27 protein-coding genes and 1 pseudogene are annotated in these 26,452 nt (G+C 66.0%); 15 read left to right on the forward strand and 13 right to left on the reverse strand.

Going from position 1 to position 26,452, the window contains the following annotated elements; translation table 11 throughout:
* Position 1: 1 nt before the first annotated feature.
* From VX037_RS19810 to VX037_RS19835, 6 genes are all read left to right on the forward strand, one after another.
* On the forward strand, positions 2-547 hold the full coding sequence (locus tag VX037_RS19810) for a HutD/Ves family protein (protein ID WP_235722973.1): 546 nt from the start codon (positions 2-4) through the stop codon (positions 545-547).
* Entirely contained in the window at positions 544-1,797 is a 1,254-nt protein-coding gene (locus VX037_RS19815) for an allantoate amidohydrolase (protein WP_287015846.1), read from the forward strand. Before VX037_RS19810 ends, VX037_RS19815 begins: the two co-directional genes overlap by 4 nt.
* Before the next feature lie 24 nt (positions 1,798-1,821).
* A complete protein-coding gene (locus tag VX037_RS19820) occupies positions 1,822-3,015 on the forward strand; it encodes an NAD(P)/FAD-dependent oxidoreductase (protein ID WP_266060598.1) in 1,194 nt (397 codons plus the stop codon).
* Between the two features lie 193 nt (positions 3,016-3,208).
* Entirely contained in the window at positions 3,209-3,352 is a 144-nt protein-coding gene (locus tag VX037_RS19825) for a hypothetical protein (protein WP_266060597.1), read from the forward strand.
* 50 nt (positions 3,353-3,402) lie between these two features.
* Positions 3,403-3,675 (forward strand): type II toxin-antitoxin system Phd/YefM family antitoxin, encoded by a 273-nt coding sequence (locus tag VX037_RS19830; RefSeq protein ID WP_266060596.1) that lies wholly within the window; start codon positions 3,403-3,405, stop codon positions 3,673-3,675.
* Positions 3,672-4,070 (forward strand): type II toxin-antitoxin system VapC family toxin, encoded by a 399-nt coding sequence (locus VX037_RS19835; protein WP_266060595.1) that lies wholly within the window; start codon positions 3,672-3,674, stop codon positions 4,068-4,070. The genes VX037_RS19830 and VX037_RS19835 overlap by 4 nt, the downstream gene beginning before the upstream one ends.
* Before the next feature lie 478 nt (positions 4,071-4,548).
* Here the strand turns inward: VX037_RS19835 and VX037_RS19840 are convergent, their stop codons facing one another.
* The 9 genes from VX037_RS19840 to VX037_RS19880 form a co-directional block, all read right to left on the reverse strand.
* On the reverse strand, positions 4,549-4,860 hold the full coding sequence (locus VX037_RS19840; protein WP_442903717.1) for a DMT family transporter: 312 nt from the start codon (positions 4,858-4,860) through the stop codon (positions 4,549-4,551).
* 8 nt (positions 4,861-4,868) lie between these two features.
* On the reverse strand, positions 4,869-5,213 hold the full coding sequence (locus VX037_RS19845) for a DMT family transporter (RefSeq protein ID WP_277614949.1): 345 nt from the start codon (positions 5,211-5,213) through the stop codon (positions 4,869-4,871).
* A gap of 115 nt (positions 5,214-5,328) precedes the next feature.
* Positions 5,329-6,672: an ammonium transporter gene (locus tag VX037_RS19850; RefSeq protein WP_266060590.1), complete on the reverse strand. Its 1,344-nt coding sequence runs from the start codon at positions 6,670-6,672 to the stop codon at positions 5,329-5,331.
* 60 nt (positions 6,673-6,732) lie between these two features.
* Positions 6,733-7,752 carry a heme-dependent oxidative N-demethylase family protein gene (locus tag VX037_RS19855; protein ID WP_235722982.1) on the reverse strand — a complete coding sequence of 340 codons (1,020 nt, stop codon included), beginning with the start codon at positions 7,750-7,752 and terminating at the stop codon, positions 6,733-6,735.
* The gene (locus tag VX037_RS19860; RefSeq protein WP_287015847.1) at positions 7,749-8,753 is read right to left on the reverse strand and encodes a PDR/VanB family oxidoreductase; all 1,005 of its coding nucleotides are present in this window, start codon (positions 8,751-8,753) and stop codon (positions 7,749-7,751) included. The genes VX037_RS19855 and VX037_RS19860 overlap by 4 nt, the downstream gene beginning before the upstream one ends.
* The gene (locus VX037_RS19865) at positions 8,750-10,291 is read right to left on the reverse strand and encodes a DUF3445 domain-containing protein (protein WP_328715541.1); all 1,542 of its coding nucleotides are present in this window, start codon (positions 10,289-10,291) and stop codon (positions 8,750-8,752) included. The genes VX037_RS19860 and VX037_RS19865 overlap by 4 nt, the downstream gene beginning before the upstream one ends.
* Entirely contained in the window at positions 10,288-11,277 is a 990-nt protein-coding gene (locus tag VX037_RS19870) for a PDR/VanB family oxidoreductase (RefSeq protein WP_328715543.1), read from the reverse strand. The genes VX037_RS19865 and VX037_RS19870 overlap by 4 nt, the downstream gene beginning before the upstream one ends.
* Entirely contained in the window at positions 11,274-11,822 is a 549-nt protein-coding gene (locus VX037_RS19875; RefSeq protein ID WP_287015850.1) for a dimethylamine monooxygenase subunit DmmA family protein, read from the reverse strand. Before VX037_RS19875 ends, VX037_RS19870 begins: the two co-directional genes overlap by 4 nt.
* Before the next feature lie 6 nt (positions 11,823-11,828).
* On the reverse strand, positions 11,829-12,218 hold the full coding sequence (locus VX037_RS19880) for a cupin domain-containing protein (RefSeq protein WP_235722987.1): 390 nt from the start codon (positions 12,216-12,218) through the stop codon (positions 11,829-11,831).
* A gap of 308 nt (positions 12,219-12,526) precedes the next feature.
* On the opposite strand from VX037_RS19880, the gene VX037_RS19885 reads away from it, so the two are divergent.
* Both VX037_RS19885 and VX037_RS19890 read left to right on the forward strand, forming a co-directional pair.
* The gene (locus VX037_RS19885) at positions 12,527-13,261 is read left to right on the forward strand and encodes a YoaK family protein (RefSeq protein ID WP_266060586.1); all 735 of its coding nucleotides are present in this window, start codon (positions 12,527-12,529) and stop codon (positions 13,259-13,261) included.
* 14 nt (positions 13,262-13,275) lie between these two features.
* On the forward strand, positions 13,276-14,133 hold the full coding sequence (locus VX037_RS19890; RefSeq protein ID WP_328715545.1) for a ribokinase: 858 nt from the start codon (positions 13,276-13,278) through the stop codon (positions 14,131-14,133).
* Between the two features lie 216 nt (positions 14,134-14,349).
* Here the strand turns inward: VX037_RS19890 and VX037_RS19895 are convergent, their stop codons facing one another.
* The gene (locus VX037_RS19895) at positions 14,350-15,126 is read right to left on the reverse strand and encodes a crotonase/enoyl-CoA hydratase family protein (protein WP_235722990.1); all 777 of its coding nucleotides are present in this window, start codon (positions 15,124-15,126) and stop codon (positions 14,350-14,352) included.
* 70 nt (positions 15,127-15,196) lie between these two features.
* Between VX037_RS19895 and VX037_RS19900 the strand changes: the two genes are divergently transcribed.
* Complete coding sequence (locus VX037_RS19900) at positions 15,197-16,480, forward strand: aspartate aminotransferase family protein (protein WP_328715547.1); 1,284 nt, start codon at positions 15,197-15,199, stop codon at positions 16,478-16,480.
* 4 nt (positions 16,481-16,484) lie between these two features.
* Here VX037_RS19900 and VX037_RS19905 read toward each other — a convergent pair whose 3' ends face one another.
* Both VX037_RS19905 and VX037_RS19910 read right to left on the reverse strand, forming a co-directional pair.
* On the reverse strand, positions 16,485-18,503 hold the full coding sequence (locus VX037_RS19905; protein ID WP_328715548.1) for an OPT family oligopeptide transporter: 2,019 nt from the start codon (positions 18,501-18,503) through the stop codon (positions 16,485-16,487).
* Between the two features lie 207 nt (positions 18,504-18,710).
* The gene (locus VX037_RS19910) at positions 18,711-19,430 is read right to left on the reverse strand and encodes a DsbA family oxidoreductase (RefSeq protein WP_235722993.1); all 720 of its coding nucleotides are present in this window, start codon (positions 19,428-19,430) and stop codon (positions 18,711-18,713) included.
* 190 nt (positions 19,431-19,620) lie between these two features.
* Here VX037_RS19910 and VX037_RS19915 point away from each other — a divergent pair, with 190 nt between their 5' ends.
* A complete protein-coding gene (locus VX037_RS19915; RefSeq protein ID WP_235722994.1) occupies positions 19,621-20,076 on the forward strand; it encodes a MarR family winged helix-turn-helix transcriptional regulator in 456 nt (151 codons plus the stop codon).
* A gap of 121 nt (positions 20,077-20,197) precedes the next feature.
* Positions 20,198-21,152: pseudogene (locus VX037_RS19920) on the forward strand (MFS transporter).
* Between the two features lie 15 nt (positions 21,153-21,167).
* On the opposite strand, the gene VX037_RS19925 reads toward VX037_RS19920, so the two are convergent.
* Positions 21,168-22,166, reverse strand: a complete 999-nt coding sequence (locus VX037_RS19925) for a LacI family DNA-binding transcriptional regulator (protein WP_442903718.1) — start codon at positions 22,164-22,166, stop codon at positions 21,168-21,170.
* Between the two features lie 185 nt (positions 22,167-22,351).
* Between VX037_RS19925 and VX037_RS19930 the strand changes: the two genes are divergently transcribed.
* The 4 genes from VX037_RS19930 to VX037_RS19945 all read left to right on the forward strand — a co-directional run bounded on the left by VX037_RS19930 (position 22,352) and on the right by VX037_RS19945 (position 26,446).
* The gene (locus VX037_RS19930) at positions 22,352-23,533 is read left to right on the forward strand and encodes a Gfo/Idh/MocA family protein (protein WP_328715550.1); all 1,182 of its coding nucleotides are present in this window, start codon (positions 22,352-22,354) and stop codon (positions 23,531-23,533) included.
* Positions 23,534-23,574: 41 nt separating this feature from the next.
* Positions 23,575-24,576 (forward strand): sugar phosphate isomerase/epimerase family protein, encoded by a 1,002-nt coding sequence (locus tag VX037_RS19935; protein ID WP_328715552.1) that lies wholly within the window; start codon positions 23,575-23,577, stop codon positions 24,574-24,576.
* Positions 24,577-24,606: 30 nt separating this feature from the next.
* Complete coding sequence (locus tag VX037_RS19940; protein ID WP_328715553.1) at positions 24,607-25,479, forward strand: sugar phosphate isomerase/epimerase family protein; 873 nt, start codon at positions 24,607-24,609, stop codon at positions 25,477-25,479.
* A gap of 94 nt (positions 25,480-25,573) precedes the next feature.
* Positions 25,574-26,446, forward strand: a complete 873-nt coding sequence (locus VX037_RS19945) for an SDR family NAD(P)-dependent oxidoreductase (protein WP_328715555.1) — start codon at positions 25,574-25,576, stop codon at positions 26,444-26,446.
* Positions 26,447-26,452: the final 6 nt, after the last annotated feature.

Below are 26,452 nucleotides of genomic sequence, written 5' to 3' on the forward strand. Positions count from 1 at the left end.
TATGACGATCGTGCGCGCGGCAGACCTTGTCGCCACTCCATGGCGCAATTGCCTCGGCGTCACCCGACGGATCTCCACCGGCGGACCTCCCGACACCCCGGACTGGACCCTCAGCATCGCCGACATCGCTGTCCCCGGCCGGTTCTCACGGTTCCCCGGCCTGGATCGAACGGCCGTCGTCGTGGGCGATGAGCCACTCGACCTCACCATCAACGGGGCCGCTCGCACGATCGCATTGCTCGATCGCGTGAGCTTCGCCGGAGAGGACGTCGTGGACGCCACCCCCACTCGCCGGCCGACGCGTCTGCTCAATCTGATGACCAGGCGCGGCAGGTGCCTCGGGGAACTGTCCCTGCGCCACATCCGGGGCAGCGTCAGCCCCGGGCCGGACGACGGGATCGCGTGGATGGTACTCGCCGGCCGACTCGTCGTCGGCGAGCACGACCTACGACGCTGGGACACCGTGTTTCTCGCCGATATCCGTCATGAGATCCGGGGCGCCGCAACTGTCGCCGCCGTCCGACTGCAACCCGAGGAGAACCCATGACCGAGTCCATTGCCCGCACGACTGTCGCCCGCACGACCTCGGTGAGCGGCTTGCTGGCCGAGATCGCCGACATCGGCACCGACAGCGCCCGTGGCGGTTACAGCCGTCCGGTGTACTCCGCTGCCGAGCTCGAGCTTCGAGAATGGTTCATCGCAGCCGCCCGGGCACGATCACTGGACATCGAGCAGGACCGCAACGGCATCATCTGGGCGTGGTGGAACCCTGGCAGGCTCCCGCTGGCCGACGCGGTGGTCACCGGTAGCCACCTCGATTCGGTTCCCGGCGGCGGCGCCTTCGACGGCCCGCTCGGTGTCGCGTCCGCGCTCGCCGCCATCGACTCCCTGCAGGCCGGTTCGGTGATGCCCGAACGTCCCCTCGCGCTGGCGGTCTTCCCCGAGGAGGAGGGCTCACGCTACGGATTGGCCTGCCTGGGTTCGCAGTTGATGACCGGTGCGGTCACCCCCCAACGGGCCGCCGCGCTCACCGACGCCGACGGCACCACCTTCGCCGACCTCGCGGCCCGCAACGGACTCGATCCCACCGGCATGGGTCGCGACGACAAACGGCTGTCGCAGATCGGCTGCTTCGTGGAACTGCATGTCGAGCAAGGACGCGGTCTGATCGACCAGGGCCGGGCCATCGCGATCGGGTCGTCGATTCTCGGCCACGGACGGTGGCGACTGTCGTTCAGCGGACAGGGCAATCACGCCGGCACCACCCTGATGGACGGACGTCGCGACCCCATGCTCGCCGCCGCCGCAACGGTTCTGGACGTCCGACGACTCGGCCGGGCCGTCGACGGCGCCCGCGCCACCGTCGGCAAACTCGATCCGATTCCGGGCGGCAGCAACGTGATCGCGTCACGGGTCGACGTCTGGCTCGACATCCGCCACTCCGACGACGCCGTGGTGGCCGCGCTGGTCGCCGACATCGCTGCCGTCGCCCGCGAACATGCTGGGGCCGAGGGCTGCTCGATGACGCTGACCGAGGCGTCGATGAGTCCACGGGTGGACTTCCATCCCGGCCTGCGCGGCCGGCTCTCGGACATCCTGCCCGACGCCCCGATCCTGCCGACCGGCGCCGGACACGACGCCGGCGTTCTCAAAGAGGAAATCCCCACGGCGATGCTGTTCGTCCGCAACCCCACCGGCATCTCGCACTCCCCCGAAGAGTACGTCGAGGACCCTGACGCCGATGCCGGCGGCGACGCCCTCGCCACCGTTCTCGCCAACCTTCTGACCCAGCCCTGAATCCAGGAGAAAGTGAACTCACCCATGACCTCCACCACCACACGTTTCCTCATCGTCGGCGGCGGCCTCGAAGGCCTCGCCATCGCCTGGTCGCTGGCCGATCAGGGCGAGACCGACGTCCTCGTCGTCGAACGGGACACGCTGTGCTCCGGGATGACCGGCAAGTCCAGCGGCGTCGTCCGTTGCCACTACGGCAACCCGTCGCTCGCTGCGATGAGCTGGTACGGCGTCGACATCTTCACCCGCGCCATGGAATTGTTCGGTGACGACATGGCTTTCCAGCAATGTGGTTACGTGGTCGGTGTCGGCGAGAACAACGTCGGCCCGTTGCGCGCGAACGTCGAGATGATGCAAGGTCTCGGCATTGAAGTCGACTTCATCGGCCACGACACGATGGCCGAGTTGTGGCCGGGTCTGCACCTCGACGACTTCGCCGCCTTCGCCTACGAGCCGCTCGGCGGGCGTGGTGAGGCCTACATGGCCGGCATGGCGTTCGCTGCCGCGGCCCGCAAGCTCGGCGTGAAGGTGCGCCAGTCCACCACGGTGACCGAACTCCTCCAGGGCGAGGACGGCCGCGTCGTCGGTGCCGCACTTGCCAACGGGGACACCATTCACGCCGACACAGTGATCGTCGCGGCCGGCCCGTGGACCCCGGCGCTCACCGCACCGGTCGGTGTGCCGGTCGACGTGCGCGCGCAGCGGGCACAGCTGGTGCTGGTCGATCAGGGTGAGCCGACACCGGTCGTGCCGGTGCTGTCCGATCTGGCGGGCCTGTCCTACATCTGTCGGGAACCCAACGGCGAACTGCTGATGGGAAACTCGGATCACTCTGCCCCGCAGTACATCGATCCGGACAATTACATCAACCGCGCCGATGAGAGCACCATCGACAAGATCATCATGAAGGCCGGCCATCGCCTGCCCGACATGCCCGATCCGCGCATCACCAGCAGCTACGTCGGCGCCTACGACGTGACCCCGGACTACAACCCGATCATCGGTCCCGCGCCCGTCGACGGACTGTTCCTGGCGACCGGATTCTCCGGCCACGGCTTCAAGATCTCGCCCGCCGTCGGCAAACTCGTGGCCGACCTGCTACTCAGCGGTTCAACCACGCTGAAGAACGTCGACCCGCACGACTTCCGGTACTCCCGATTCGCCGAGGACGATCTGCTGCTGAGCCTCAATCCATATGAGGGGGCCGGCGAGATGCGATGAGACGGGTCGGGCCGATGTCTCGGCGTGGGCCTGACCTCACCCGTCACTGCAGGTGCATTCACAGATCGAGCACGAGCACGACATCGAACGGCACATTGGTCAGAGATGGACCTGCCGGTCGTCAGCCGTGCGGATCTCGCCAGGATCAACCGCTGGGCGGGAAACTTCTTTCCCGATCTGAACCCGGGAGCCGGTGCGGTACTCGATGCTGACCGCGTTGTCCGGCAAGGGCTTCAAGTTCTGCCCGGCGTTCGGGGTACTGGCGGCCGACCTGGTCACCGGGAAAAGCAACAATCTCTACAACGCGGGCTTCTCGTTGGGGGCGCAGAGCCGATGATGAAATACTTGGGGGGCCTAGGTAGCACATGAAGTGCTACTATTGCTTTCATGACGACCATCGGTATCCGCGAGCTTCGCCAGCATGCCTCTCGCTACCTCGCGCAGGTCGAAGCGGGCGAAGAGATCTCGATCACCAATCGCGGCAAGACGGTGGCACGACTCGTGCCTGTCTCTACCGAGACCTCCGGACGCGAGGCCTTGATCAGGGCCGGTGTCCTCACGCCCGCGCGGAGCCCCGGCTCTCTGCACGCCATCAAGGTCGAGGATCTGCCCGTCGGAGACCTGACGTCGGAGCTCGACCGCGTGCGCGACGAACGATGATCTACGCGGATACCTCTGCCATCGTCAAACTCGTCGTGTCCGAGGCCGAGACACCTGCCCTCATCGCCTGGCTACAGCAGCACGACGACGAGAACCTCGTGACCAGCGCATTGACTCGAGTCGAACTGATGCGCACGGCAGTTCGGGACGGAAGCAGCGGACTGATGGATCGCGCCAGCAGAGCGCTCGCCGGCATCGACATCATCCCCATCACCGAGGCCGTCATTGCGCGCGCCGAGACAATCGGCCCGTCGACCCTGCGTTCGCTGGACGCCATCCACCTCGCGTCGGCCGCCCACATCGGCGAGCAACTCACCGGTGTGCTCGCTTACGACCGCCGGCTTCTGGAGGGATGCGCCCGCCTCGGCTACGTCACATGGTCACCCACAGAGTGATCCACGGGTCACGCAGGCGCTGACCGCTACGGCTGGCTCCCGCGACCCACGAGAGATGACCATCCTGGTCCAATCCGCCGCTCGCGGTCTCACCTACGCGCTTCGGACGATGAACTCCCCACCGCCGATCAGTCCACGACCACCGCGCTCGCGACCCGCGGCACCGTCCGTTACACGAGGGCCCCAGGCCAGTCTCGCTTCCCGGATGAGTTCAAAGCCAGTCTCCAGGTTTCACGCACCACGACCTCCGCAGTGCTCAGTCCGGAGCGCGACAGATCCTTGAAAAAGTCGGCGAAAGGCACGTTTGCGCCGAGCCAGGACCGTGATTCCGCGCTTCGGCGAGAAAGATCTACCGGAGATGCGGGCGCAGTCGTCACCACTGCATCGTTGTCAGAGTGGCTGATCACTGACTCCTCCGGGCTGACGGTTTCGGCACCGCGGCGCCAGGCCACGGCTCCTGATTCAGCGTGGCCACGACTCAGTGAGTGCTGCCGGTCTCGACCAGCAGCACCCCGCCGATGATCAGAGCGATACCCGCACCCATCATGAGGGTCAAGGGTTCTCGGAAGATGAACTTGCTCAGCACGGCGATCAGCGCGACCCCGGTGGCCGACCAGATGCCGTAGGCCACGCCCAACGGCATCCCGTGAGCCAGGGTCAGCGACAAGAAGACAAACGACACAAGGTAACCGATCACTACGACGGCGTACCACCGGCGGGTTCCGGTCACGGCCGCTCGCAAGCTCATCGTCGCGGCCACTTCACAGAGAATTGCACAGACCAAGAAGATCGAGGCGGTCACGCGACCGCCTCGATCTTCTTGTCGCGCTCGGCCTGCGCTCGTTGCGACCCGAACTCGACCAGCAGCACACCGGCCATGATCAGCACCAGCCCCACCATCATTGTCGCGGTGAGCGGCTCGTCGAAGATCAGAAAGCTGAACACCGCCGTCAACGCCACCCCCAGTGCGCCCCAGATGCCGTAGGCGACGCCGATTCCCATACCGGCCCGCATCGCTGCGGTCAGAAAGCCGAATGCCGCCACGTATCCGATCGTGACAACCAGGTACCACGCCGGGTTGTCCAGCGCGGCTTTCAACGACAGGGAGCCGGCGACCTCACAGAGGATGGCCGACACCAGCATGATCCACCGGGTCACGGGACGACGACCCCTGACTGTGCGCTCGTCATGATCGCTGACGCTAGCAAAGCGGGGGTTCGCCGTGATCGGCGAACCCCCGCTGGATGGACTGACCGGTTCAGCTCGACGTCGGCACCCGCTCCACCGGTCCGTTGAGACCGTTCCGCAGCGGCACACCGGCTCCCAACCCCGGCGCATGCCCCACTCCCGCCGCCGGTATCTCGTACGCGGTCTCGGCGTGGATGGTCGAATCCAGGCCGGTCACCTCGGTCTCCTCGTCGACGCGCAGCGTCATGACCTTGTCCAGTCCCTTGGCGATCAGCCAGGTCATCACGAACGAATAGGTGCAGGTGATGACGATTCCAGCCAGCTCTTTCCACAGGATGCTGATGTCGCCGCCGAACAGGATGCCGGTCACGCCGGCCGGCGCCGACTCCGATGCGAACAGCACGATGCACAGGGTGCCGACGATGCCGCCGACACCGTGCACGGCGAACGCGTCGAGGGTGTCATCGACCTTCATGCGGCTCTTGAAACTGAGCAGGAAGGCCACCACACCGGCGGCGAGCAAGCCCACCGCGAGCGCGCCGAGCGGGGTCATCGTGTTGGCGGCGGGGGTGATTCCGACCAGGCCGGCCACCGCACCGGTGATGGCGCCCAGTGACGTCACGTGGCCTTCACGCCACTTCTCGATGACTGCGAAGCCGAGAATGCCCGCGCTGCCGGCCAGCAGGGTGTTGAGGATGACCACCTGGGTGAGGAAACTGGCGCCGAGTGCGCAGCTGCCGTTGAACCCGAACCAGCCGAACCAGAGGATGCCACCGCCGAGCAGCGCCATCGGCACATTATGAGGTCGCTCCATGCGCTTGCGCCGCGCGCCGAGTACCAGCGCGAGCGCCAAGGCCGCGACACCGGAGTTCATGTGCACCGCGGTACCACCGGCGTAGTCGTGCACACCGATGTCGTTCAGCAGGAAACCGCCACTGATGCCGTCGCCATCGGCAGCGAACACCCAGTGCGCCACCGGGAAGTACACCAGCGTCAGCCAGATCGGGGCGAACACCATCCACGCCGAGAACTTCATCCGGCCCGCTGCACCGCTGGCGACAATCGCGACAGTGATCGCGGCGAACAGGATGAACCACGCGGCGAAGTACAGCACCTGGGTGCTGCCGGAGCCGTCGTCGGCCATGTTCGCACCGAGACCGATGTAGTCCAGCGGGTTACCGATCAGTCCCCAATCGTTGACCGACGGTCCCGACACCAACCCGTATCCGTAGAGAACATAAAGCACGCTGGTGATGCCCAGAGTGACCATCACCATGGTCATCATGTTCAAGACATTGCGCGCTCCCATCATGCCGCCGTAGTAGAGGGCGAGCCCGGGGAACATCAGGAGGACAAAGACGAAGGCCGCGAGCATCCACGCCAGATCGGCGTTCGCGGCGAGTATGGGTTCCACAGCAGAATCCTTGGGTCTTTTAGGTGGACAGATGATGCGAAGATTTGATCGACGGTGGATCTACTCTTCGCGTAGGTAGGCCACGACGTCGTCGCGGTACTCCAGAAATCCCTTGTAGGAGGCGATCGGCTCGCTGAGCGTCTCGATGACGGTGGCCAGTTGGGCCGCCCAGGCGGGAATCCGCTTGATCTCTGCCAGCGAGGCCATGAAGGTGCGGATGTTGAAGGTCACCGCACCGGTCATCGGGAGCCGAATGAAGTGCTCGAGTTCGATACGTAGACGCGCACGTCCGAAATCTCTGTCGCGCAGCATCTGTGGGATGTCGTCCGCCCACTCCGGCAATTCCTCGAGACTGACGTCGAGCTTGGGAGAATCCGATGCGGACAGCGTCCAGTTCAGTCGACGGTAGACCTGGTCGGCAGGCAGTCGGCGCAGGAACTGTTCGGCGCGGGAGACGATACCCTGGCGGGTCAATCCCGGTACCGGGGCGTGGATCTCGTACATGTCCATACCGACGTCGAAGGACACCGACCACGCGGCGGCGAAGGTCACCGCACCGGCATCGAAGTAGAGGTGTCCGTCGCGTTCGATCACCAAGAGCAGGTCGTCGGGCACCTCGCGGGCCAGGAACTCCAACGGACCGCCCGGCAGGGATGCGTCGTCGCCGAGCACGAAGTACTGGTCGGTTCCCAGAAGCTCATTGCGCCAATGGAATCGATGCTCCGGGTGTTCGGTCAGGTGCATCACCGACGGATAGCTCAGGGACAGATCACGCAGGTAGTAGAGCAACAGATCCCAGCAGGCCGGTTCCATTCCCGGACGCACCTTGACGCGGTGGGGGTCGCTGTCGAGGATGCGTCGGCGGTCGGCCATGATAGCCGGGTATTCGGTACCGCCGAGGTCGACTATGTGTCGACCCCACTCACCACCGCGGGTGACGCGCGGTACGCGGGCGGGTTCCACGTTGACGCTGTACCGGAACTGCTCGAGGTCGTCGGGGAACGGCCACGGCAGGTTCGCGAGGTGATCCGTGCCTTCGGAAATCGGCAAGTCTGCGGCGGATCGTGATTCGATGGTCACAGATTCACCTCGATGTTCTGGCCGCGGGAGACGCAGCACAGCATGCTGTCGGCAGCGGCACGTTCGTCGTCGGTCAGTACGAAGTCACGATGCTCGATGACGCCGGACCGGACCCCGATCCGGCATTCCCCGCACACGCCTTGCCGGCAGAGGTTCGGCACCGGCACGCCGTGATCGAGCAGGCCCTGTAGCAGCGACATGCCGGCGGGGATGTCGATCCGGGCGCCGGTCGAGCGCACTGTCGCGGTGAACGGATCACCGGGATCCTGTTCGGGCGCGGCGAAGCGTTCGAGGTGGACTCGGGAGGTGGGCCACCCCGCGGCACTGGCGAGTTCGAGGTAGGTCTCCAACATCGGCGCCGGACCGCAGGCGTAGGCGTGGGTGCCGAGCGGTTGTTGGGCCAACCGCTCGGCAAGCAGCCAACGGGTGTCGTCGGCGCCGGAGACCTCGTACAGACCGATGTCGGGATGGGTGGCCAGGTCTCGCAGCTCATCGAGGTGGGCGCCACCGGCGCGCCGATAGGAGTAGATCACCTCGGCCGAGGTTCCACGTCGCAGCGCCGAGCGCAGGTGCGACAGGACCGGGGTGATGCCGATCCCTCCGGCGACGAGCAGTGCGTGACGCTGATTCCAGACGGGTGCGAACATCGACCGCGGCCCTTCGACGTCGAGCACCGTTCCTTCGGACACGTTGCGGTGCATCCAGTCCGAGCCACCACGATCCGAGTCATCGCTACCGTTCCGGCGCAACACCGAGATGCCGTAACTTGTGGGCAGGAAGCCGTCATCGACCAGGGAATAGGCGTTGCGGTGGGCGGCGGCCGTGACGATGAGGTGACTGCCCGGCACGAACGGTGTCAGCGGTGCCCCGTCGGCCGGGACCAACCGAAAGTGGCTGATGGCGTCGGTGAGTCGGGTGATCGCCACCACGCGCATGGGTCGGATCGAGGTGGTGTTGCCAGGGTGCAGGTGACCGGCCGGCGCCTCGGCGGCGATCGTCATGAGACGGCTCCGGGCTCGGCCGAGGAGGCGAGGAATCCGCCGCGGACGGCGGAGTGGTGTTGGTGGACCTCCAACGTCCGAGCACATCCGGGACAGGCAGCGGCCTCGCCGGGCGCGCCGACGACGCGGAAGGTGTCCCGGCATTGCGCGCAGTAGACGGGCAGGTCGCGGGTGTGCACGACGAACGCGGACAGTTCCGCTGCCACGGCGCCGGATTCGCGGGCCACCGCAAGCGCGGTCAGCACGTCGTACTGCCCGCCGACCAGGTGGATGCGGACACCGGTGGTCGCCCGCTCGAGCGCCGACTGCAGGGCGGCACGGTCCTCGTTCTCGCTCAATGCGTCGAGGACGACTAGTCGGGTGGGGCCGATCGGTTCGGCCGCGGTGACCCAGCCGCCTGCCACCTCGCCGGTCTTCGGGTCATCGCCAACGGCGACGATGAGGAATGACGCCGCACCCGGATCGACGGGATCGGGCACTGCGGGCCACTGGGGCAGCCCTTCGCCGGGACGCTCGTCGATCTCCGGCGCTGCCGGAGCAACCTGCGCGGCGCGCAACCATTCCGCAGCACGACTGCGGTACTTGATGATGCCCTTGTAGTCGGCCATGTCGTCGGGGAGCTCGGCGACGACCTCGGCGGTCCGCCGCCGCCAAGGTTCCACGGCGGCCAGGGTTTCCAGCGGCAGCATGTAGGTGCGGATGAGGAACATCACGGCGCCGGAGTCGGGCAGCCGGATCAGGTGCTGCACCTCGACCCGCAGGTGGACGAGTCGACCGAAGGTCTCGTCGTCGACGTGCTGGATCATCTCCCGGTCCGGTCCCCACTCCGGGTAACGCTCGGTGGAGACATCCAGGCGGCGTCCGATCGTCAGGGTCCAATTGGTGCGGCGATACGGCCGATGCGGCTGGAGACGTTTGATGAACTCGTGGGCACGGGTGATCACCCCTTCCTCACGCACCCGTGGCACCGGTCCGTGGATCTCCAGAAAGGCCATACCCACGTCGAATGCGAAGCTCCAGTCCGCGGCGAAGGTGACCACCCCGGCGTCGGCGAAGAGTTGGCCGTCGCGCTGGTCGAGGAGGACGACGTCTTCTTGGATCTGTCCGCAGATGTAGCTCAGCGGATCGCTGGGGAGTGTGGTGTCGTCGCCATAGGAGAAGGTGTCGGCGACCCCGAGCTTGTGGTTCTCCCACTGCCAGTGGTCGCCTGCGGTGCGCAGCACGAACTCGTCCGGATACGCGGTCGCCAACTCACGCATGATGGTCACCATCGCGTCCCAGGCGGCCGGACGCATGTGGGGAAGCAGGGCCGAACGCGAGGGATCGACCGCGAGAATTGCTGCGCGTTCGTCGATCTCGGCCTGGTACTCGGAGTCGACGTCAATGACGACATCGCCCCACTGGCCGGCGGCAGTCGTCACGGTGTGGTCGGCGGGCTCGACGTTGGTGCTGTAGCGGTAGTGGTCGTCGACGAACGGGAACGGGAAACCGGTCACCAGAGCGGAATCGGTGGGCGACTCGGTCGGCGCGGTGGTCACAGTGGTACCTCCAGAATGGTGCCTTCGGCGGCGCGGGAGACGCACGGCATGAACGCGTCCCCGGCGCTCTTCTCCGCATCGGTCAGGTACAGATCTCGGTGTAGTGGGGCTCCCCCCGACAGCGGCAGGCGGCATTCGCCGCACACCCCCTGCCGGCAGCGATTGGGGATGTCACGACCGGTGGCCTCGAGTGCTTCGAGAACCGAGGTGCCCGAGGGAATGTCGACTGTGGTGTCGGACTCGGTGAGGTGCACGGTGAACGGGTCGCCTGCGTCGAGCGCATCGGTGCCGAAGCGTTCGAAATGGATGCGTGATGCCGGCCAGCCGAGTCGGGCCGCGGCGTCGACGACGTGGTCGATCATCCCCGCCGGTCCGCACACGTACAGGTGTGTCCCGATCGGCTGATCGATCAGGGTCTCGGCAAGTCGTTCGACGAAGGCCGGCTGATCGGTGAACAGCTCCGCGCGCGAACCGGCCAGTGCGACGATGTCGTCGACGTGCGCGGCCCGGCCTTCGCGAAACGAGTACAGCACCTGGACATCACGTCCCCATCGTCGCGCCGCACGCAGATGCGACAGGATCGGGGTGATCCCGATACCACCGGCGATGAGCAGATGTTTGGCGGCGCGCGCCTCGGGCGCGAAGGCACTGCGCGGGATCTCGACATCGACCCCGTCGCCCACAGACACCGCATCGTGCATCCAACGTGATCCGCCCAGACCGTCGTGCAGACGCAGCACCGAGATCGAGTAGTGCCTCGGCGCCACTCCGTCGCCGGTGAGGCTGTAGGCGTTGGTGCGTTCACCCGCGGTGATCACGAGATGGCTGCCCGCGACGAAGCCGGGAAGCTCGGCCCCGTCGGGGGCGACGAAGGTGAAGCTCCGAATACCCGGTGCCGCATCCTCGATGGCGCTGACCACGAGGCGCAACGTCGACGATTCGGCACGCGCCGTACCCGTCGACGTTCCGGAGATGGCGATGGTCACTGCGTCACTCCTTCTGCAACCGAAGCGGTCTCGGCGTCGACCATGAAGCCGAGGTAGTGCCCGGACCGGCGTGAGACGTGGTGGTAGATCAGCAGGTGGCGGCCGCACCCCGCACAGTCGATGATGTCGTCGACCCCGAGGTCGGTGCGGGTCAGCGCCGTGCAATGCGAACAGAACACCTCGATCGCGTCGACGCCGACCACGGTCACGCCGATCTCGTCATCCATGAGACCGGCGGTGGTGGCAACCCCGCGCAGTGCGAGCGCCGCGCCGCGCGGGGCGAGGATCACCACCCGCACCCCGACCCGCGCCCGGAGAAGCTCGTGACGAAGCGTGGCTGCCGCCTGGTCGACGTCCTCGAATGTCAGAGCGCAACAGAGGTTGTCGCTCCCGACGGTCGTGGCCCAGCGGTGTACCGGTTCGGTCGCGGCCGGTCCCACACCGACGATGATGTACGAACGACCCGAGAGGTCGAACGGCACATCATCGGTCGGTGCGGCGGGGCGAGCCCACGCCGGGATGCTGGAATAGGCGATCTGCGACATGGAGCCTCAGAGCAGGTCGGCGTCGCGGTGGCCGGCGTAGAACGCCAGCGCGTAACTCGGGGTGCTGAAGTAGATCTTGGAACCCTTCGGGAAGAAAATGGCGTCCTTTGCCTTCGCGACCTGAGTCTGACCCGTCTCCTTGTTCTCCAACAGGAACTCACCCTCGAGGACGACCTTCATCTCGTCGTACTCGTACTCGTAGTAGAGCGGTTCGTCGGTATGGCGCAGTTCGAAGTATCCCGAGCACATGACGCTGCCCTGCGGGTTCTCGTAGACGTCGCCGATGAACCCCTGGGTGCCGGGATACTCCGATTCCGGCATCTTGGGCAGGTTCTGCCACGCGCCGCTGGTCACCAGGAACGGTGCCGCAGTGGTCTCGGTGCTGTCGACGCTCATAGGTCCTCCTCGATCGATATTTCGTGACCACTGACGCACATGGCTAACATCAGTGGACTTTGTTCGACCTCATGAAACCCAGTTCGTGTTACACGGGGATGACAGGGCCGTTTAGTGATGTAAAACATGGTCCACTATCGGTAGACCGCTGTTCGGCGAGGTGTGTGGCCGCGTGTCCAGAGGGTCCGTCTGTGGTCGGTTTCACGTGGCGCGGGCCGCGCGCTTCGGGTGGGCTGGAGATGCCCGACGAGTCCAACAGTCGGCGAAGGCCAGACGCTCGACCACCGACCACGACTGGAGTCGACGAGATGACCACCACCCACGCGCCGCCCACGTCACAGACGCGCAAGGAACTCCTGGGCCCCTTCTACGACAGCCGCGAGATGCTCCTGGCCGCGGTACTGGCGGGACTGGCCGGCGCGACCGGCGCCGCCGCCTGGTTGTACTCCTCCGGCTGGTATGTCACCTTCATGACGGGCAACACCGAACGGATGGTCCTCGAACACATCCAAGGCGCCCACGTCCTCGGTTTCACCGCGCTGGTCACCGTACTCACCTTCGTGCTCGGCGTGATCGTTGCGACGCTCGCACGAATCCATCTCTGGCGCAAAGCCCGCCACGGCGCAACCGTGCTGACGGCCGCCTCGACCGTGGCCGCGTCGATCTCCGACGCCACCCTGAACTCACCCAAGGACGAGTTCGGCATAGCGCCGGTGCTGTGCCTCGCGTTCGGGCTCGGCGCTCTCAACACCTCCATCAGCCGCAAAGGCGAGGTCGTGATGCCGCTGTCGTACGTCACCGGGACGCTGGTCAAGATCGGACAGGGCATCGGTTTGCATCTCGCCGGCCGGAAGCGGTGGGGGTGGGTGGCGCACGCCAGCACTTACGCGGGCTTCCTGACCGGCGCGATCGTGGGCGGAATCTTGTTCAACGCCTTCGACGAACGCAATTCACTGCTCACGCTCGCCGCGGTCGCGGTGGTCGTGGCGGTGCTGACCTGGCGGTTGGACCATCCGAAGTTCCTCGAGAGCGACGGGCACTGAGGATACTGGCCCTTATGAACTCGCCCGTCGACGTCGCGGTGGTCGGCACGCTCAACGTCGACGTGATCATCCAGGTGGACCGGATGCCCGAGGTGGGCGAGACGATCCTGGGGCGATCGGTGTCGCAGCGCCTCGGCGGCAAGGGCGCCAACCAGGCGCTCGCGGCAGCTCGGCATGCACCGACCGCCCTGATCGGGACCGTCGGTGATGATGAGGACGGTGAGCGACTCCTGACAGCTCAACGTGGCGGAGGCGTCGACGTGACCCACGTACTCCGGGCCGACGCCGCCAGCGGGAAGGCGTTCATTGAGGTCGATGACGACGGCGACAACCGGATCATCGTGCTGGCCGGTGCCAACCAATTGCTGACGGCGGAGCACGTACAACACGCTCTCGACGCCACGTCCCCAGCAGTCGTTCTCACCCAACTCGAGTCGCCGTCCGAGGTCACCGAAGCCGTTGCGGACTGGTGCTCGCGGCACGACCGACGGTTTCTGCTGAATCCGAGCCCGGTCGCCGATCTGCCCGCACACGTGCTCGCCGCTGCGGATCCGCTGGTGGTCAACGAGCACGAGGCGAGGTTCTACGCACCGGATGTCGACGACGATCCTGTCGCGCCGGCGCGTTCGTTGCTGAGGGTCGCGCGCTCTGTGGTGATGACGCTCGGTGCCCACGGTGTCGTCGTGGCCGAGGGCTCGGCGATGCGCCGCATCGACGTCGAGCAGGTCCGCGCGGTGGACACCACTGGCGCGGGTGATGTGTTTGCCGGGATTCTCGGAGCTCATCTGGCGTCGGGCCACGAGCTCGTTGCGGCTGCCGAACTCGCTGCCGCGGCCGCCACCGAGTTCGTTGCGCGTCCGCGGCAGGGGTAGGCGTGGTGGTGTCACTGGTCTCGATACGTCCTCGGCTAGCGCCTCGGACTACTCGACCAGCTGTTATGGAGAGCGCGCCCTACCGCTGATCGAGTAGCGGCGAACGGAGTGAGTGGCGTATTGAGATCCTTGGATCGAGTAGCGGCGAACGGAGTGAGTGGCGTATCGAGATCCTCGGATCGAGTAGCGGCGAACGGAGTGAGTGGCGTATCGAGATCACCGTTTCGCCCACCGCGCGACCCGCTCCTTGTGCTCGGTCGTCTGGTGCGCCAGCGGTTGCATCGCGGCGGCCAGATTGAGCGTCGAATCCAAGGAGCCGGTGCGCGACTCGGTGAGCAATCGTTTCGCCATCCGCAACGCGTGCGGCGGGTTCTTTGCGATGCGTCGGGCCAGTGCGGTCGCCTCGTCGAGCAGGACGTCGTCGGAAACGACCCGGCCCACGAGGCCCCAGTCGAGGGCGGTCGCCGCATCCACCCGGTCGCCGGTGAAGGTCATCTCGGCGGCCCGTTCGTAGCCGATGGCGCGCTGCAGAAACCACGAGCCGCCGTCACCCGGGATCAGTCCCAGCTGCACGAAACTCTCCGCGAAGAACGCGGATTCTGCCGCCACACGCATATCGCACATCATCGCGAGGTCGCACCCCGCGCCCACCGCTGCGCCGTTGATCGCCCCGATGACCGGGACCTCGCACCGGTGCAGCGCCCGCGGGATACGTTGGATGCCATCGGCATAGCCATGACGTTGATCCACGGCCTCGAGGCCGAACAATCCCTGACCGTCGGCCATCTCCCGCACGTTGCCGCCCGCCGAGAAGATGTGTCCCGCCCCGGTGAGGATCACCACGCGCACCGCGGGGTCCGCGTTCGCCTCGTCCACGGCCCGTTCGAAGGCCGTGATCACCTCGGCTCCGGTGATCGCGTTGCCGACCTGCGGCAGGTTGATGGTCCAGACGGCCACGCCGTCGGAGATGTCGATGTCGAGGGGTTCGGGCACGTCGTCGGCCTTTCTGCGTCGAATGGTCTCGCTTGCAGCCTACGACCCGGCCGGCCGTACGGTGGGTGGCATGTCGAGCAACCCCACCCGCCACCTCGTCCGGTACGGCGGTTCGTTCTCTCCCGACCTGATCTCGCGCGCCGACGGCTCGTACGTGTACACCGAATCCGGGCGGGCCTTGCTCGACTTCACGTCGGGACAGATGTCGGCGATCCTGGGCCACTCCCATCCCGACATCGTCGCGACCGTTCGCGAGCAGGTCGGCACGCTGGATCACCTGTTCAGCGGCATGCTCTCGACACCCGTCGTGCAACTGGCACAACGCTTGGCCGAGTCGCTCCCGGAACCGCTCGAGAAGGTCCTGTTACTCACCACCGGCGCCGAGTCGAACGAGGCGGCGGTCCGGATGGCGAAACTGGTGACCGGCAAGCACGAGATCGTGTCGTTCACCCGGTCTTGGCATGGCATGACCCACGCCGCCGCAGCCGCCACCTACAGTTCCGGCCGACGGGGCTACGGGCCGGTCGCCGCGGGAAACCTCGCACTACCCACCCCGAACGCCTACCGCCCGGACTTCACCCACCCCGACGGCTCGCTGGACTGGCAGCGTCAACTCGACTTCGGTTTCGAGATGATCGACGCGCAGTCGATCGGCTCACTGGCGGCATGCATCGTCGAACCGATTCTCTCCTCCGGTGGTGTGATCGACCTGCCGCCGGGTTATCTGCGCGCGCTGAAGGACAAGTGCGAGCAGCGCGACATGCTGTTGATCCTGGATGAGGCGCAGACAGGGCTGTGCCGGACGGGTGATTGGTACGCGTTCCAACGGGATCAGGTGGTCCCAGACATCCTGACGCTGTCGAAGACTCTGGGCGCGGGATTGCCTCTCGCCGCGACGATCACGTCGGCCGAGATCGAGGCCATCGCCCACGAACGCGGGTTCCTGTTCTTCACCACACATGTCTCCGATCCGCTCGTGGCAGCCGTCGGCAACACCGTGCTCGACGTACTGATCCGCGACGAACTCGATGAGCGCGCCTGCCGCGCCGGCACATTGCTGCGCGACGGTCTACTGTCCATCGCCGGGCGCCACGACGTGGTCGGCGACGTCCGCGGTCGCGGCCTGATGCAGGGCATCGAACTGGTCACCGATCGCGACAACAAGACCGGCGCAGACGAACTCGGCGCTGCGGTGACGCGCCGCTGCTACGATCTCGGCCTGCACATGAATGTCGTCCAGCTACCCGGCATGGGTGGCATCTTCCGTATCGCACCGCCACTGACCGCCTCCGACGACGAGTTGCGATCCGGGCTCGAGATGCTCGATCAGGCCATCGGAGAGTGCGCGGCCTAGGAACTCACGACGAGGATTGCTTCGCCGCGTCGGGGCCCGGCGTCTCCTTGGCCGCCCATTGACGTGTCCACCGGTAGAGCCAGGCGATCACCGCGACGAAGGCGACCACACCGAGGATCTCTGAGCCGGTCTCCCAGCCGTCCCCGATGAACGGCAACGCCAGGATGGTGTCATCCCCGGTGGACGCGACGATGGCCGCGAACACCACATTCCACAGACTCTCGCCGACGATGAGGCCGGTCGCGAGTAACACGCCCATGCGCTTCTTCCGCTCGACGTTGCTGCCGGTCCCCTCGGCCCACTTGTTGTAGGCGCGCCCGATGAATGCGCCGATCGGAATGATCAGCGTCACCGACATCGGCAGGTACATGCCCATGCCCACCGCCAGTGGCGGAACGCTGAATCTGCTTCCGGTGCGGGTCAACACCTCGTCGACAATGATCACCACCGCGCCGATGAGGACGCCCACCCCGATCAACGCCCAGTCGAGGTCGCCGCCGAACACCCCCTCGGCCAGTGACGAGATCAATCCGGCCTGCGGCGCGGGCAACGCGTCCTCGCCGGCTCCCGGCGCACCGACGAACCCGAACGCGGTCTGCATCAGCTGCAGCACCGGCGGGATCACCACGGAGCCGAAGATGACGCCGATCACCAACGCCACCTGCTGTTTCCACGGTGTCGCACCGACCAGCTGACCGGTCTTGAGATCTTGCAGGTTGTCGTTGGAAATGGTGGCCACGCCGAACACTATGGCGGCGGTGAACAATGTGTAGGCGACCAGCGCCGCGGACTGTTCGTCATTCGCGCTACCGAAGGTGATCTTGATGACGACGGCCGCAACGAGCACCACCACGATCCCGACACCCGAGATCGGGCTGTTCGACGACCCGATCAGACCGGCCATGTACCCGCAGACCGATGCCACGATCAAGCCGATGAGGAACACGAAGATGATGCTCGCGGTGATGATCCCGGCCGCGCTGCCGTGTAACACGGTGTTGGCCGCGAAGTCCCACAGCATGAAACCGATCGGGATCAACGACGCCAACACGACACCGGAGACGATGGTGATCGGGATGTCCTGCTCGGTGAGGTCCACCGTCGAACCGGCGCGACGGGCGCGGGTGGAGACCAGCGCATCCTTGATACCGCGCACGATCGGCCCGATGATCTTGAGCAGCGTCCAGATCGCCGCGATCGCGATCGCTCCGGCCCCGATGAACCGCACATCGTTGGTGAAGACGTTGTCCACGACGTCGGCGATCGAGCTGGACGGGGGAAGATCGCCCCACGTCCGGATCGGCAGCAGCACACCGTAGGAGATGAACAGTCCGATCAGCATCGAGATACCGACGGTGATGCCGACCAGATGTCCGACACCGATCAACGAGAACAGCAGACCCGCACCGAATGTGGTGCCACCCTGACCGATCCGCACATACCCCGAGATGGTCCCGGCGATGAGCTTGGTCTGGGTGAGGATCGAGAAGACCGCAGACACAACGCCGCCCACCACGATCACACGCAGGCCGCGGCGGTTCTCCTCGGCACCCTGCGCGGTGTCACCGACCTTGAGGACCTCGGCGGCGGCCGCACCCTCCGGATAGGGCAGATCAGATCCCGTGACGAGCGCGCGGCGCAACGGGATCGAGTACATCACGCCGAGGATGCCGCCGATCAGACACACCGCGACCGTCGTCCAGTACGGGAACCCGGTCCACCACCCGATCATGATCAAGCCCGGCAGCACGAAGATGATCGCCGAGAGAGTTCCGGCCGCCGACGCGATCGTCTGCACGATGTTGTTCTCGACGACGGAGTGATCGGCGAAGTACCGCAGGATGCTCATCGAGATGACCGCGGCGGGAATCGCGGTGGCGAAGGTCAGGCCCACCTTGAGGCCCAGATAGACGTTCGCGGCGGTGAACACCAGGGTGATCAGACCACCGAGAATGATGCCCCTGATGGTGAGTTCACGCAGGCTCGCCGACGAACCCTTCACAGTGGAGCCTGGCGTGGACATGACAGCGACCCCTTACCCGACCGTGCTCGGCTGGCGACTCGCGCGAGATGGGCTCGCGGCGAGTCTGCGGACTGGAGCTAACTCTAGGAGCGCCATGTTCGATCCGCAGGGATTCGTCGAGGCCCATTTCCGCACGTGTCGCGGCATTTGTCGTACTTGCCGGAATCATCGCCCGGGCCCCGGCCGTGCTGTCAGTGGCCCGCGGTCTCAGCTTGGGCTGGGTACGGCGCAACCGTCCGGACCGCATGCGGCGGCGTCTTGATCACCGACGATCGTGACGGGCCGCTCCTCCCACGCCAGTTGCAGTGCGCGCGCAAAGGTTTCGGTCGGCTGGGCGCCGGACACCGCATACTTTCCGCCGAATACGAAGAACGGCACACCGGTGACCCCGAGTTCGCGGGCCTGCTGCTCGTCGCGGCGGACATCGTCGGCGTAGGCCTCCGGGTCATCGAGCGTGGACCGCACCTCCGACTCGTCGAGGCCCGCGGACACCGCGATCGCGACAAGTCGCTCCCGGTCGCCGAAGACGGGGGACGGGTCGGCGAAGTTGCCCGCATACAGGCCATCGAGCATGACATCCTGTTTGCCGTGCGCGGCAGCGAGATGTAGTAGGCGATGCATGTCGAAACTGTTGCCGTAGTCCCGGCCGCCGGCCTGGTAGGGCAGATCGATCTCGGCGGCCTGAGCCGCAATGCCGCGTTCGTTTGCCTGCGCCTGCTCCACCGGGATGCCGTACTTGTGCGCGATGTGTTCTTCGACTGTTCCGCTGGTGCCGGCGGGGATCGTCGGATCGAGTTCGAAGGACCGGTGCACCACGGTGATCTCGTCGCGATGAGCGAATTCGGCCAGGGCCAACTCGAAACGACGCTTTCCGAGGTAGCAGAACGGACAGTTGATGTCGGTCCAGATGTCGACGGCGACGGTCATGGTGGCGATGGTCCTCTCCGGTCGGCGCCTCTCGACCGACCACCGAGGTCCAACGCGGCATCGCTGCGTCGTGTTCCATTCCGTGCCATTGCGCTGCGGTCGGCGCCCAGACGCGGGGTCGGTAGTGTGTGATCGGTCGGGGTTCGACCACAACACCGATCACAATTCGCGGGGAAGGACCACGGCGCCGATGGGATCGGATCCGATCACCGACCTGGAAGCCGAGTTCGCCGACATCTGGCGCCGCGGCCGCATCCAGATGCGCGCACGTGCCCGTGCAATCCATCCTCGGCTCGACCCGACCTGCTACCCGTTGCTGGTGCTGCTGTCCCGCCACGACGCGATTCGGATGTCGGACCTGCTCTCCGACCTCGGGTTGGAGAAATCGACCCTGACCCGGCAGATCGACTCGGTGGTTCGGCTACGTCTGGTCGAGCGCCATCCTGACCCGGACGACGCTCGCGCTCGCCTGGTCGCGTTGACCGACGAGGGGCGCTCACGCCTCGACGAGGTGGCCACCACCGCGACCGCGGTTTGGCGTGAGCGTCTGTCCCGTTGGAACCCGGACGATGTCCGTCAACTCGCTGACCTGCTACATCGCCTCGCCGTCGACACCGCTGACGTCTCCTCCGACCCCGAGGAATAACGGCAGATAGTTGAAGGTTGCAAGTACCAGCTACATAGTTGCGGTACTCAACTATATACTGCGCGCCGCACTCCGGCGCACTCTCGCCCGCATCGAGGCACTGATCGGCCTGCTGCTCGGGATGTTCGTGGCCTTCCTGTCCTCGACGATCGTGTCCAATGCGCTACCCGTCATCATCACCGACCTGCACGGCACGCAAGACCAGTACACCTGGGTGGTCACGGCGACGCTGCTGGCGTCCACGGCCACCACCCCCATCTGGGGCAAGATGTCGGATCTGGTGAACAAGAAGCTGCTCGTGCAGCTCTCACTGGTGCTGTTCACCCTCGGCTCGATCCTGGCCGGACTTTCTCAATCGGTCGGCATGCTGATCGGTTTCCGCGTCATCCAGGACCTTGCCGATGGTCATCGGGTCGATGGTGTCCGCATCGGTGTCCGGCTCGCTGATCACCCGCTACGGGCGATGGAAGATCTACCTCGTGGTCGGCGCGGCGATGATGACGCTGGGCTTCGGCCTGTTGTCGACGATCGACGCCCACACCGACATGGTGCTGCTGGGTGGGTTCCTGTTCGTCCTCGGCGTCGGCATGGGCATGACCATGCAGAATCTGGTCCTTGCCGTGCAGAACAATGTGCGGCCCGACCATCTGGGGTCGGCCACGTCAACCGTCGCGTTCTTCCGCTCCCTCGGCGGCGCCGCCGGGGTGTCCGTGCTGGGCGCTGTGTTGTCGAATCACGTCACCGATCTGATCGCCCGAGGGTTGTCGGCGCTGGGAGTCGGCGCCGGCCAGTCAGATGGTGCCTCGGCCGGGCTCGCCAACCTCAACGAGTTGCCCGCACCGATCGCCGATATCGTCCGCGGCGCCTACGGCGACGGCACCGCACGCATCTTCTTGGTTGCCGCGGTGATGGCGGGCCTGAGTCTCATCGCCATCCTGTTCATCAAGGAGGTCGCGCTGAACACGCTCAGCGCCGATCAGCAGCGGATGGTCGATTCCCGTAATGCAGCAGACATCGACGATGAGACCGTCGATCCAAGCTCGGGTCTGCCGGAGAGGGCTGCCGGCGCGACGTGAACGAGTCGGTAAACGTCATGGCACGCCAAGTTCGGACAAACGTGCCGGGCCACTGGTCGACCGCACGACGAGCTTGGGTACGAGCACTGACGACGAGCGGCGGGCGCGCCGGCCGTCGAGGCGCTCGACCACGGCCGCGACGGCCTGCTCGGCTTGCGCGCCAGGCTGCTGACTCACCGTGGTCAAGTCCACATTCGCGAGCCTCGCCAGGGCAGAGTCGTCGTATCCGGTGATCGACACCTCCCCCGGTACGTCGTAGCCGGCGCGTCGCACCACATCGAGCACCCCGACGGCGAGCCGGTCATTGGCACAGACGATCGCGGTGGGCATCGCAGCGCCGACCATGTCACGAGCGGCCGCCATCCCCGCGTCCTCGGTGTAGCCGCCGGCGTCGATTACGGCGTCACGGGGATCGAGCTGATGCCGTTGCATGGCGCGCAGAAAGCCGGTTCGCCGATCGCTCGCGATCACACCGGGCCCCGCCGCCACATGCGCGATGCGGCGGTGACCGAGACCGACCAGGTGATCGACGACCGCACCGATGCCGCGACCGTCGTTGGCGCGCACCACGTCGATCGACGCCGAGCTCATCCGTCGACCGACCACCACGGTCGGCAGCTGTTCACCCAATCCGACGATGTCTTTGGCCTCCAGCTCCGGACCGATGAGAAGCATTCCCTCACAGCGAAAGTCGATCAGCGTCTCGATGACCCGGCGCTCGTCGTGGGTGGGCGTGACCGCCCCCAGCACGGTCTCGTATCCGACCAGATCCGCCGCGGACACGATACTCTCGACGATCTCGGCGTGAAAACTGTTGCGAATCTGCACCACCACACCGAGCAGATGGGACCGGCGAGCAGTCATCAGCGCGGCCGCACGGTTCATCCGGTAGCCGAGGGCGTCGGCCGCAGCCAGCACGTCCTCGCGCGTCTTGTCGCCGACCCCTGGCGCCTTCCGGAAGACCAGCGACACGGTCGCTTTGGAGACACCGACACGATCCGCGACGTCCTGCATCGTCGGTCGGCTCGACCCGTTCGCCACCTCTGCACACTCCCATCCGATTGCTTCAGACCCGGGGGCTTGACACACCCCTGTGACTGGGCTCATAGTAGCGGAACTAGACCGGTTTAGTAGACCGGACAAGTTGAGACTTCGACCACCCGGCGAGGGAGCCGGAATCAGCACGAAGGAGCTGGCCAGTGACTGACAGAACGATCGGCGTCGCCGTCATCGGCGGCGGTATGGCAGGCCGCGCGCACGCCGCGGGCTACCGGATGGCGAGCACCCTGTTCGGCACCCACCGCCCCGACGTGCGGTTGGTGGCCATCGCCGACGCCAACAAGGCCGTCGCCGACGACACCGCCAAGCGCTACGGCTACGAACGCGCCGAATACGACTGGCAGGCCATCGCCGAGGCGTCGGACATCGACGTGGTCAGCGTCGTCGTCGCCAATCACTTGCACCGTGAGATGGTCGAGGGCCTGCTGGCCGCCGGCAAACACGTTCTGTGCGAGAAGCCCCTGGCCGGCTCGGCTGCCGATGCCGAGGCGATGCTGCTCGCGGCCGAGCGCGCCGACAGCCTGGCCGTGGTCGGTTACACCTACCGTCGCTCGCCCGCCGTGGAGCAGATCCGTCGTGAACTGGCCGCCGGCACCGTCGGCGAGTTGGTTCATTTCAACGGCCACTACTGGTGCGACTACGGCCTCGACCCGTCGTCGCCGATCACCTGGCGCCATCGCGGCGGACCCGGCACCGGGGCGCTGGCTGACGTCGGCAGCCACCTGATCGATCTCTCGGAGTTCGTGTGCGGACCGATCACCGAGGTCAGCGGCGCCACGTTCCACACGCTGATCACCGAGCGTCCGGTCCCGGTCGGCACCACCTACGGCCACACCAAAGCCGAGGTCACCGGCGAGATGGCACCGGTGGAGAACGAGGATGTCGCCACCTTCACCGCCACCTTCGCCAACGGTGCCGTGGGCACGTTCTCCGCATCCCGCGTCGCCCACGCGTTGCCCGACGGTCTCGGTTTCGAGCTCTTCGGCTCGCAGGGCTCGGCGTCATGGCAGCTGTTCCGGGCGAGCGAGTACGAGATCTCCGTGGTCGGTGACCGCCCCGAGCTCTCCGGTCCGCGTCGCGTGATCATCGGCCCTGATCACCCCTACATCCGTGGCGGTCTGCCGATGGATGCCGGCGGCGTCGGACACGGCAAGGCCGAGTTCTTCGCCTATCAGGCACGCGCCTTCCTCGACCAGGTCGCCGGAATCGACGGCGGCCTCGCCCCGGTCCCCGACTTCGCCACCGGCGTGCACAGCATGCGCACCGTCGCGGCGATCACCGAATCGGGCCTCGGTGGTGGCGCCACCGTCAAGGTCTCCTGAAATCCACTCGCTTCACACACTTTTCGAAAGGTTCTTGAACAATGAAACTCGGCGTCTACACCGCGATCTTGCACGACAAGCCCCTGCGTGAGGCCCTGGAGACCATCGGCTCCCTCGGTCTGACGGGCGCGGAGATCAATGCTGGCGGATTCCTGCCGACCCCGCACCTGCCGGTCGACGATCTGCTGTCCGGCGCGGTCTCCCCGCAGGAGTATCTGGCCACCTTCGACGGCACCGGCGTGTCGATCGCCGGACTCAACTGCAACGGCAACCCGCTGCACCCCGACCCCGAGGTCGGCCCCGAGGACGCCGAAGACCTGCGCAAGGCCATCCGTGTCGCGGGATTGCTGGGCGTGGACCGGGTGGTCACCATGTCCGGTCTGCCACAGGCCCATCCGGGCGGGCAGTGGCCGGCCTGGCACGTCAACACCTGGGATTCGGGCTATCTGGATTCGCTGGACTACCAGTGGGATGAGGTGGCCGTGCCGTTCTGGAAAGAGATCGACGCCCTGGCCCGCGAACACGACGTCAAGGTCGCCATCGAAATGCATCCGCAGAACCTGGTGTTCAACCCGCCGACGCTCAAGCGTCTCGTGGACAAGGTCGGCGCCACCAATGTCGGCGCCGAGATGGACCCGTCACATCTGTTCTGGCAGGGCATCGACCCCGTCGCCGCCATCGAGTGGCTGGGGCCGCTGGTGTTCCACGCCGCCGCCAAGGACACCCGGATCAACAAGAACTGCGAGATCTACGGTGTGCTGGACGAGCGGTTCACCCGTATCCCGATGTCGCAGAATCCGACCGGTCTCGGCGGCAAGCATGTGGTGAACAAGTGGCCGGAGGACTCGGCGTGGGATTTCGTCGCCGTCGGCCGCGGGCACGACGTCGACTTCTGGGCCCGTTTCCTGCAAGCGCTGGAGAAGGTCGATCCCGACATGTGGGTCAACATCGAACACGAGGATGTCGAATTCGGTGCGCTGGAAGGCCTACAGGTGGCCGCCGAGAGTCTGAAGTCGGCCAATTCCGTCGGCACCGCCCGCTGACAGGCCGCCGAACAGACAAGGAACCCGCTGATGAAACTCGCCCTCGACCCGACTCCGTTTCACCACAGCCACGAATTGTTGGAGTTCCCCGCGCTGGTCGCCGAGCTCGGCTACGAGTATCTGCAGTTGACCCCGCACCGTGACTTCATCCCGTTCTTCAACCACCCGCGTGCCGACGACGATCTCGTCGCGAAGTTCCGCAAGGCCTGTGCGGATGCGGGGGTGGGTGTCGCCTCGGTGCTGCCGGTGCTGCGCTGGTCGGGACCCGACGAAGACGCCCGGGAAGCCGCGGTGCGCAACTGGAAACGCGCCATCCAGATCACCGTCGACCTCGGGGTGAACGTGATGAACACCGAGTTCTCCGGCCGTCCGGAACGTGCCGAGGAATCCGAGCGCGCGTTCTTCCGCTCGATGGAGGAGTTGATGCCGATCATCGAACGCGAGGGCATCGACGTCCGCATCGACCCGCACCCCGACGACTTCGTCGAGGACGGACTGGAGGCGGTCCGCATCATCCGCGGGGTGAACTCACCGAACCTCGGCATGGTGTACGTCGCCTGCCACACATTCCACATGGGCGGCAACATGTCCGAGATCATGAACGCCGCCGGCGACAAGCTCCGCCTGGTGCACGTCGCCGACTCGATGGACCACCACCGGTCACACGGCTTGCGCTACATCACCAATCCGCCCGGCAATGCCGTGCGCGTGCATCAGCACCTCAAGATCGGCGACGGTGACGTCGACTGGGACGAGTTCTTCGGCGGTTTGGGGCGTCTCGGCTTCTACGATCGCGACGATACGGTCATGGTGTCATCGGTGTTCGCCGAGAACGAGAGCGCCGCGGAAGTGTCGCGCTACCAACGCGACACGATGCTCGCCTACATGGGCAAGCACAGTTGATCGGTCTGGCCGCAGTTTCGGAGTCCGGCTTGGGGCCGGAACTGCGGCCAGAACTTGCAGGTGCGGCCAGAACTGTCAGCGCTACGCTCGTGGCATGAATGACCGACTCACGGCTCTCGCCGGACGACGTGTGGTCGTCACCGGCGCCACCAACGGACTGGGGATGGCCACCGCGCGGGCACTCGCACAGGCAGGGCTGCGCGTGGTGTTGGCAGTGCGCGACACCGACCTCGGCATGCAGCGCGCCGACCAGTTCGGCGGCGACTGCGAGGTGCTGCCGCTCGATCTCGCCGACCTGTCGTCGGTACGGGCGTTCGCCGACACTCTCGATGGTCCGATCGACTACCTGATCAACAATGCCGGAGTGTTCCCGCACCAGCATCGCCGCACCACCGACGGCTTCGAATTGGGTATCGGTACCAACTTCCTCGGCCCGTTCGCATTGACCAATCTGTTACTGCCACGCATCGAGCGGCGGATCGTGTCGGTGGCCTCCGACGCTCATCGCGGCGCGAAGTCCATCGATCCCGATGACCTCGACCTCACCCGGTCGCGGTGGAGCCCGCCGCGTGCCTACGCACGGTCCAAGTTGGCGGTGATGCTGTGGGGCCTGGAACTCGACCGGAGGCTCCGGACAAGTGGCTCACCGGTGAGCGCGATGCTGACCACGCCGGGCTGGGTGGCCTCGAACATCTCCAACAAACCGCACCTCGGTATGGCACACAAGGTGGTGCAGGGCGCCGCCGCTCGGTTCGCCAACGATGTCGATGCCGGCGCACAGACCACCCTGTACTGTCTCACCCATCCGATCGCACCGGGCAGCTACGTCGGCGTGGACGGCATATGGGCCCTGCGCGGCGAGCCCGTGCTGTTCGGACGATCGACCGCTGCATGCGATTTCGAGTCCGCCGCCCGACTGTGGGCCAAGGCCGAAACGCTGACCGGCATCCCCTGCCCGATCTCCTGAACGAGC

This window comes from Gordonia sp. Z-3 (assembly GCF_036233855.1).
Lineage (GTDB): Bacteria > Actinomycetota > Actinomycetes > Mycobacteriales > Mycobacteriaceae > Gordonia > Gordonia tangerina.